This is a genomic window from Arthrobacter sp. ISL-85, from assembly GCF_018613675.1.
In the GTDB taxonomy this organism is placed as follows: Bacteria; Actinomycetota; Actinomycetes; order Actinomycetales; family Micrococcaceae; genus Arthrobacter.
Genome location: NZ_JAGGPQ010000029.1, coordinates 43371 through 50187, shown reverse-complemented (window position 1 = coordinate 50187; position 6817 = coordinate 43371). Strand labels below are relative to the sequence as shown.

10 protein-coding genes and 1 riboswitch are annotated in these 6817 nt (G+C 66.9%); of the genes, 8 read left to right on the top strand and 2 right to left on the bottom strand.

Translation table 11 applies throughout. From position 1 onward, the window contains the following. Positions 1–260: 260 nt before the first annotated feature. Together J7I84_RS20180 and J7I84_RS20175 are read right to left on the bottom strand one after the other, a co-directional pair. Positions 261–677 carry a YccF domain-containing protein gene (locus tag J7I84_RS20180; RefSeq protein WP_214946299.1) on the bottom strand — a complete coding sequence of 139 codons (417 nt, stop codon included), beginning with the start codon at positions 675–677 and terminating at the stop codon, positions 261–263. 109 nt (positions 678–786) lie between these two features. Continuing rightward, positions 787–1398, bottom strand: a complete 612-nt coding sequence (locus J7I84_RS20175; RefSeq protein ID WP_214946298.1) for a phosphoribosylanthranilate isomerase — start codon at positions 1396–1398, stop codon at positions 787–789. Positions 1399–1504: 106 nt separating this feature from the next. Here J7I84_RS20175 and J7I84_RS20170 point away from each other — a divergent pair, with 106 nt between their 5' ends. The 8 genes from J7I84_RS20170 to J7I84_RS20135 all read left to right on the top strand — a co-directional run bounded on the left by J7I84_RS20170 (position 1505) and on the right by J7I84_RS20135 (position 6812). Next, entirely contained in the window at positions 1505–2074 is a 570-nt protein-coding gene (locus J7I84_RS20170) for a HutD family protein (RefSeq protein WP_214946297.1), read from the top strand. A gap of 67 nt (positions 2075–2141) precedes the next feature. Further along, positions 2142–2207, top strand: a riboswitch (guanidine-III (ykkC-III) riboswitch). A 9-nt stretch (positions 2208–2216) separates the two neighbouring features. Next, entirely contained in the window at positions 2217–2540 is a 324-nt protein-coding gene (locus J7I84_RS20165) for a multidrug efflux SMR transporter (protein ID WP_214946296.1), read from the top strand. After that, complete coding sequence (locus J7I84_RS20160) at positions 2540–2905, top strand: multidrug efflux SMR transporter (RefSeq protein WP_214946305.1); 366 nt, start codon at positions 2540–2542, stop codon at positions 2903–2905. The genes J7I84_RS20165 and J7I84_RS20160 overlap by 1 nt, the downstream gene beginning before the upstream one ends. Positions 2906–2914: 9 nt before the next feature. Beyond that, the gene (locus tag J7I84_RS20155) at positions 2915–3541 is read left to right on the top strand and encodes a nucleoside/nucleotide kinase family protein (RefSeq protein WP_214946295.1); all 627 of its coding nucleotides are present in this window, start codon (positions 2915–2917) and stop codon (positions 3539–3541) included. Between the two features lie 29 nt (positions 3542–3570). Next, positions 3571–4617, top strand: a complete 1047-nt coding sequence (locus J7I84_RS20150; protein ID WP_285291251.1) for an aldo/keto reductase — start codon at positions 3571–3573, stop codon at positions 4615–4617. Between the two features lie 56 nt (positions 4618–4673). After that, positions 4674–4976: a putative quinol monooxygenase gene (locus tag J7I84_RS20145; RefSeq protein WP_214946294.1), complete on the top strand. Its 303-nt coding sequence runs from the start codon at positions 4674–4676 to the stop codon at positions 4974–4976. 21 nt (positions 4977–4997) lie between these two features. After that, positions 4998–5648, top strand: a complete 651-nt coding sequence (locus J7I84_RS20140) for an MBL fold metallo-hydrolase (RefSeq protein ID WP_214946293.1) — start codon at positions 4998–5000, stop codon at positions 5646–5648. A 48-nt stretch (positions 5649–5696) separates the two neighbouring features. Next, positions 5697–6812 carry a permease gene (locus J7I84_RS20135; RefSeq protein WP_214946292.1) on the top strand — a complete coding sequence of 372 codons (1116 nt, stop codon included), beginning with the start codon at positions 5697–5699 and terminating at the stop codon, positions 6810–6812. The last annotated feature ends 5 nt before the right edge of the window (positions 6813–6817 follow it).

Below are 6817 nucleotides of genomic sequence, written 5' to 3'. Positions count from 1 at the left end.
CACGCGGAGCTAACTCGAGAAACCGCTATGAGCAGACGGACCAAACCGTCGACGCTCGATCCTAGACACCGATAACGCTCCAGCCGAACACTTCGTCATGCGGTAACCAACCCGCGAATGTCAGCCTGACACTGCCAGTCGAAAACGACTCGCCACCACCACTCACACCACGACCGGACCGGCACACGATGAGCGGCCCCCGGAACCACACGGGCCCAGGAGCCGCTCATCTCTGCCCTCTTGACAATCCAACCTACATATCAGCGGTAAGTCCTGACGGGATAGGTGCTTACAAACGGCGTATTGGTGGGCACGATCTGCTTGCCCAGGGGCATCAGGGACACCGGGATGAGCTTCAGGTTGGCGATGGCCAGCGGGATGCCAACGATGGTCATTGCCATGGCGAATGCAGTGACCACGTGGCCAATGGCAATCCAGATCCCGGCCACCAGCAGCCAGATCACGTTGCCCAGCAGTGAGAAGACACCGGTACCGCCGGGCTTGTCCACCACCATCCGGCCAAACGGCCAGAGGGTATAGGCGGCAATCCGGAATGAGGCAATGCCCCACGGAATGGTGACGATCAGCAGGCAGCACACCACGCCCGCGAGGAAATAACCCAGGGCCAGCCAAAAGCCGCCGAAAACCAGCCAGATGATGTTCAGAAGTGTCTTCATGCACCCATTGTGCCCTCGACCCCTGACAAAAGAGCCTGCGGCCAAAAGATGGGTGACATCCCTGGTCCCGCCCCGATCCCGCCTCCGCTTGCCCAGGAGGCCCGGGCGGCTAAACCGTGGCAGCCGCTTTGGCTGCCTGAACGAACGCGCGGATCTTGGCCAAATCCTTCACGCCGCGGGACGCTTCAACACCGGAGGACACGTCCACGCCCCAGGCGTGCGCGGCCGCTGATGCCTGGCCCACGTTGGTGGATTCCAAGCCACCGGCCAGCAGCCAACTGCGCCCCTGGAGCACAGGAAGGGCCGCCACGGAGGCATAGTCCCAGGACTCGCCGGAGCCCGGCACGGCGGCATCGATCAGGAGCAGATCCTCACCCCAGTCTTCAAACTCATCCTGGCCGGCACCCATGGTGATGGCCCTGACCAGCTTCATGCCGGCGTCGTGCACTGTTGCCACGTCCGCGCGTGACCGGGCCCCATGCAGCTGGATCCATTCCAGGCCCGCGGCCCGGGCGATGGCAATGGCGTCGGCTACGGGCTCGTCGCGGAAGACGCCGATCGGGGAAACGCTGTCCGGAACCCCGGCCAGCAAGGAGACAGCCTGCGACGGTGAGACGACCCGGGGGCTGGCGGTGAGGACGAATCCCACGGCATCAGCGCCGGCATCCACTGCTTCGCGGACGGATTCAGGGGTGCTGAGACCACACACTTTGACGAACATTCCCGGGCTCCTTCAGGCTGTTTTCGTGTTGACCCCCCGGAGGAGATTAGCAGGGACCCGGGCACAACTGCGACGGGCAATCATGGTGGGGAACTAGGCTGGGCTGATGCAGATCATCCGCTTCGCAGACCTCAAAGCCGAGCCATGGCGCAACGGCGGCGGGGTGACCAGGGAAATCGCGCGCCGGGGCTCGGCAGACGGCGGCTGGGACTGGCGGGTGAGCATCGCGGATGTGGGCAAGGCGGGAGATTTTTCCGCGTTCCCCGGCATGGAGCGCGTCCTGACAGTCATCGAGGGGGAACTGCTGCTGCTCACCGTGGACGGCGTGGAGCAGCCCCTGGAGAAGTACCGTCCCTTTCGGTTCGACGGCGGCGCTGCCACCGGGGCGAAGCTCCCCACCGGGGACATCCGGGACCTCAACGTGATCACCCGTTCGGCGGCATTCAAGGGTTACACCTCGATCATCGAGCTGTCCAAGAAACGCGCCCACCCTGTGTTCGAGGGTCAGTTGGGGGTATTGCTGCAGGGACAGGCACAAGCCAGCCAGGGCGGCGCCGAGCCGGTGGAGCTGGACCGATATGACGCGGTAGTCGGCTCGGATGCCGACTCCCCCGAAATCCTGGGCCGCGGTTTCCTGGCAGTGGTATCCATCGACCAGTTGGATCCCGCCTCGTAACCACCCTGCCGGTGAGGTTGTTCACCAACGGTGGCTGGCCGCCGTCGGCCGTTGCTACGCTGGAAGCCAAGGCCCCGCACCCCGGGCCTCCGGACGACGGTTCAGTACCCGGCACGCGACAAGACTGGCCAAAGGAACTGTCATGTCGTGGATCATCCTCATTCTTTCCGGCGCACTGGAGGCCGTCTGGGCAGCGGCGCTCCACCGGACCGCCCAGGTTTCCGGACGCCGCCGCCTCGCCCCCGCAGCCTTGTTCCTGGTGGCCGTGGCGGGCAGCACGGGCGGCCTTGCCGTCGCCATGCAGTCCATCCCCACAGGCACCGCCTACGCGGTCTGGGTGGGAGTGGGCGTAGTCCTGACCTCCGCCTACGCGATGGCCACCAAGGTGGAACGCCCGACGGCGGCGCGCCTGCTGCTGCTGTCCGGCATCGCCGCGTGCGTGGTTGGCCTCAAGGTGGTGGCGTGATGCTGAAGCGGTCCGTTCCCTGGCTGGTACTCCTGGCTTCCGCAGTCCTGGAGGCAGTCTGGGCCACGGCCCTTGGCCTGTCCGACGGGTTCAGCCAGCCCCTGCCCACCATCGTCTTCGCAGTCACCGCAACCCTGAGCATGCTGGGCCTGGGCCTGGCCATCCGGAGCATCCCGCTGGGCACCGCCTACGCCGTCTGGGTGGGCATCGGCGCGGCGTTGACCGTCAGCTGGGCCATGGCCACCGGCGTGGAACCTTTCAGGGTGGTGAAGCTGCTGTTCATCGCGGCGATCGTGGGCTGCGCCGCCGGCCTGAAGGCACTCCCGGCCGGAAAAGATGCTCCGCAGGCGCAGAAGGGTGACTAGGCTTTTGCCATGGACTCCCCCGAGATCACCGTGGCCGTGGACGCGCTCCGGCGCCGCCTGGTGCCCGGAACGCGGACCATCCTGGGCATAGCGGGGGCGCCGGGATCCGGCAAGTCCACCTTTGCCGCCTGGCTGCAGGAGCAGCTCAGCCCCGGGACATCGGTGGTGGTCCCGATGGACGGCTTCCACCTGGGCAACGCGATCATCGATGGGACCCCGCTCCGCCAGCGCAAAGGCGCCATTGATACGTTCGACGCCGGCGGCTACCTTTCGCTGCTGCGCCGCCTGGCGCGCCGGGATGAGGCGGTGGTGTACGCGCCGGAGTTCCGGCGCACCCTGGACGAGCCGGTGGCCGCCTCCATCGCCGTCCCGGCCGAGGTCCAGCTGGTCATCACGGAGGGCAACTACCTGCTGGCGGACCAGGAGCCGTGGAAAGAGGTGCGGGCGCAGCTGGACGAGGTGTGGTTCCTCGAGACCCCGCCCGCGCTCCGGCTGCAGCGCCTGGTGGACCGGCACATCTCGTTCGGCATGGAGCGGGACTCTGCACTTGCCTGGGCCACCGGACCTGACGAAGCCAATGCCCGCCTGATCCAGGCCACCCGCCACGCCGCGGACCGTGTCATACCCTGGCTGTAATTTCAAAGCAGGAAACGAAGAGGAGAACCATGGCAAAAGCACCTGCCCAACCCGGCAACACGGAACCCGCCAACACTGAAAGCGCCGCCAACACTGTCCAGCTCGGCGACGGGCTCACCGTCAGCTCCCTCGGCTTCGGCGGCATGGCCCTCACCCCTGTGTACGGCGAGGTGGACCCTGCCGAGGCGCTGCGGACGCTGCACCACGCTGTGGACGCCGGCGTCAGCTTCATCGACACTGCGGACATTTACGGCGGCGGCAGCAACGAGGAGCTGATTTCGCAGCTGCTCAAGGACCGGCGGGACGAGGTCCAGCTCGCCACCAAGTTCTCGCTGGTGGGCACCCCGACGGACGGCTACACGGACATCCGTGGGGACGCCGAATACGTACGCCAAGCGGTGGAACGGAGCCTGCAGCGGCTGGGCACCGACGTGATCGACCTCTACTACATGCACCGCCGCGACGTCCGCGTCCCCATCGAGGAGACCGTGGGTGCCATGGCCGAACTGGTGAAGCAGGGAAAGGTCAAGCACCTGGGCCTGTCCGAAGTGACGGCCCAGGAACTGCAGGATGCAGCTGCGGTCCACCCGATCGCCGCGGTCCAGAGCGAATGGTCCATCTGGAGCCGGGACGTGGAGAGCAACGTTGTTCCCGCCGCCGCCGGCCTGGGAGTTGGCTTCGTTCCGTACTCTCCGCTGGGCCGCGGATTCCTTACCGGAACCGTCGATACCTCCAGCCTGGGCGCCAAGGACTTCCGCAGGAACATCCCGCGCTTCGCCCCCGATGCGGCAAGCGCGAACCAGGCGGTGGTGAACACCGTCAAGTCCGTCGCGGATCAGCTGAAGGCCACCCCGGCGCAGGTTGCCCTGGCGTGGCTCTTCGCCAAGGGCAAGCGGCTGGGCCTGCCGGTGGTCCCCATCCCCGGCACCCGCAAGGCCGCGCGCATCGATGAAAACCTTGGCGCCCTGGCCCTGGAGCTCACCCCGGCGCATCTGGACGCCCTGGACGCTGCTTCGGACGCCGTCGTCGGCTCCCGTTCCGCGGACCCCAAGTGGGTGTCCGAAGGGCGGGAATAGCCCGCATTATTCAAAACGAACAGACCACACGCCTCAACACCACGCTAAGGAGCCCCATGCCCGCCATCGTCCACTTCGAAGTCCAGATCGACCCCGCCCGCCGGGACGACGCCGCCAAATATCTGTCCGAAACGCTGGCGGCCACCCGCGCCTGGCCCGGCAACCAGGGCATCGAAGCGTTGGTGGATGACGCGGACCCGTGCCACATCCTGGTGGTGGAAACCTGGGCCAGCGCGCAGGACCACGACGACTACGTGGCGTGGCGGAAGACGCCCGAGGGGCAGCACAGGCTCAGCGACGTCCTGGCCGCTCCGCCGTCCAAGCAGGTCTACTCCACCACCATGCCGCTTGACCTGTAGTCCGTCCCTAGACTGAAGCCCATGGACTCACTTCTGTACGACCTGCCTGCCCTCACCATCCGCAGCATTTCCGTCAGCCAGATGGACAACAACGTGTACCTGCTCACCGCGAAGGAGAGCGGTGCGCAAGTGTTGATTGACGCCGCGGACAACCTGCCCGCCATCGAGCAGCTGCTGGCGGACGGGGCCGGGGACACCAGTGCAGGGGCTCACCTTGCGCTGGTCGCCACCACGCACCAGCACTGGGACCACGTACGGGCCTTGAAGGAACTGGTGGACTCCACCAGGGCGCCAACTGCCGCAGGAGCGGACGACGCCGACGCGTTGCCTGCCGCCGTGGACCGGCGGCTCGGGCACGGGGACACGGTGGCCGTGGATGGGTTCGAACTGACAGCCGTACACCTGCGCGGCCATACGCCGGGCTCGATCGCCTTCGTCTACCAGGACCCGGAAGGACCGGCGCACATCTTCTCCGGGGACTCCCTGTTCCCGGGCGGCGTGGGCAATACCCAGAAGGACCCGGAACGGTTCAACCAGCTCCTGTCCGACGTCACGGAGCGGCTGTTCGGCGCCTACCCGGACACCGCCGTCGTGCATCCCGGGCACGGCAAGCCCACCACCCTGGGTGCGGAGCGGCCGCATCTTGAAGAGTGGCGCGCCCGCGGCTGGTAGCGAATAACAGCTGTCGCCACGTCCCACGAGGAGAGGTTCCGGGAACGCATGAAGAACATTGCCGTCGGCATCGAAGCCCAGGACAACGGGCGGCTGAACCAGAAGCTCACGCCAGACCCGGGCCAACGCCACCGGCGCAGTGTGCTTGTGGGAACACTGGTCACGGCCGGGATAGCCATCGCTGTCCTCGCATGGGCCAAGTGGTACCCATACGCCCTCAAAATTCCGTTGGTAGCCGGCAGCCACTCCTTGGGAAGCTCCGTCCTGTCCGGCAAAGCAAGTGCGCCGCCATCCCCGTCCTGGAACGCGGCCGTCGAGTACAGCCTCGCCTACGTGGCGTCGATCTGGCAGGCGCTCGTGGCAGGCCTGCTCGTGGCTGCGGCGGTAGAGGCGTTTCTGCCAGCCCGCCGGCTGCTCGCGCTGTTCCAGGCCAGGCGTGGCCCGGCGGTGAGCACGGTGTGCGGCGGACTTCTGTCGATGTCGTCGATGATGTGCACGTGCTGCGCGGCACCTGTCGCCTTGAACATCCGTCGCAGAGGTGTTCCGGTCAGCTCCGCGCTGGCGTACTGGCTGGGCAACCCGGTGCTTAACCCGGCAGCCCTGGCATTCATGGCCTTCGTACTCCCCTGGCAGTTCGTCGCCGTCCGCGTTGGCACGGGTGTGGTCCTTGTCTTCGGCGTCACGCTGCTCGTGGGCCGCCTGGCGAAAGCGACCAGTGTCGCCGAGCCGGAGGACCAGCCCGCCGGCAGCGGGACTGCCGCCGGCGCTGTTCGCAGGTTCGCCAGGGCCCTGGTCCGGTTGGCGGTGCGCCTCCTGCCGGAGTATGCGGTGGTTGTGATGCTCCTTGGCGGCTTCCGTGGCTGGCTGTTCCCGGAGGCCGGCACACTCGCATCGTGGGGCCTGCCCGCAGCCGTCCTGCTCGCCGTCGTCGGAACCCTGTTTGTGATCCCGACGGCCGCGGAGATTCCCATCCTCGGTGCTTTGATGGCCGCAGGGGTTGGAATGGGGCCTTTGGGAGCCCTGGTGCTGACCCTGCCGGCCCTGAGCCTGCCCTCAATGCTTATGGTCCGCGGTGCTTTCCCCGGCCGGGTCATCGTTGCCATGGGGTTCGCCGTCATGGGCATGGGCCTGGTGGGCGCGCTCATCATGACGGCACTGACGTGACCAGA

Bases quoted from the DNA above. Each gene is read 5' to 3' on its own strand.
- J7I84_RS20145 (WP_214946294.1), top strand. From the start codon at position 4,674: ATGCCCGCCATCGTCCACTTCGAAGTCCAGATCGACCCCGCCCGCCGG.
- J7I84_RS20175 (WP_214946298.1), bottom strand. From the start codon at position 1,398: ATGTTCGTCAAAGTGTGTGGTCTCAGCACCCCTGAATCCGTCCGCGAA.
- J7I84_RS20165 (WP_214946296.1), top strand. From the start codon at position 2,217: ATGTCGTGGATCATCCTCATTCTTTCCGGCGCACTGGAGGCCGTCTGG.
- J7I84_RS20180 (WP_214946299.1), bottom strand. From the start codon at position 677: ATGAAGACACTTCTGAACATCATCTGGCTGGTTTTCGGCGGCTTTTGG.
- J7I84_RS20150 (WP_285291251.1), top strand. From the start codon at position 3,571: ATGGCAAAAGCACCTGCCCAACCCGGCAACACGGAACCCGCCAACACT.
- J7I84_RS20135 (WP_214946292.1), top strand. From the start codon at position 5,697: ATGAAGAACATTGCCGTCGGCATCGAAGCCCAGGACAACGGGCGGCTG.
- J7I84_RS20140 (WP_214946293.1), top strand. From the start codon at position 4,998: ATGGACTCACTTCTGTACGACCTGCCTGCCCTCACCATCCGCAGCATT.
- J7I84_RS20155 (WP_214946295.1), top strand. From the start codon at position 2,915: ATGGACTCCCCCGAGATCACCGTGGCCGTGGACGCGCTCCGGCGCCGC.
- J7I84_RS20160 (WP_214946305.1), top strand. From the start codon at position 2,540: ATGCTGAAGCGGTCCGTTCCCTGGCTGGTACTCCTGGCTTCCGCAGTC.
- J7I84_RS20170 (WP_214946297.1), top strand. From the start codon at position 1,505: ATGCAGATCATCCGCTTCGCAGACCTCAAAGCCGAGCCATGGCGCAAC.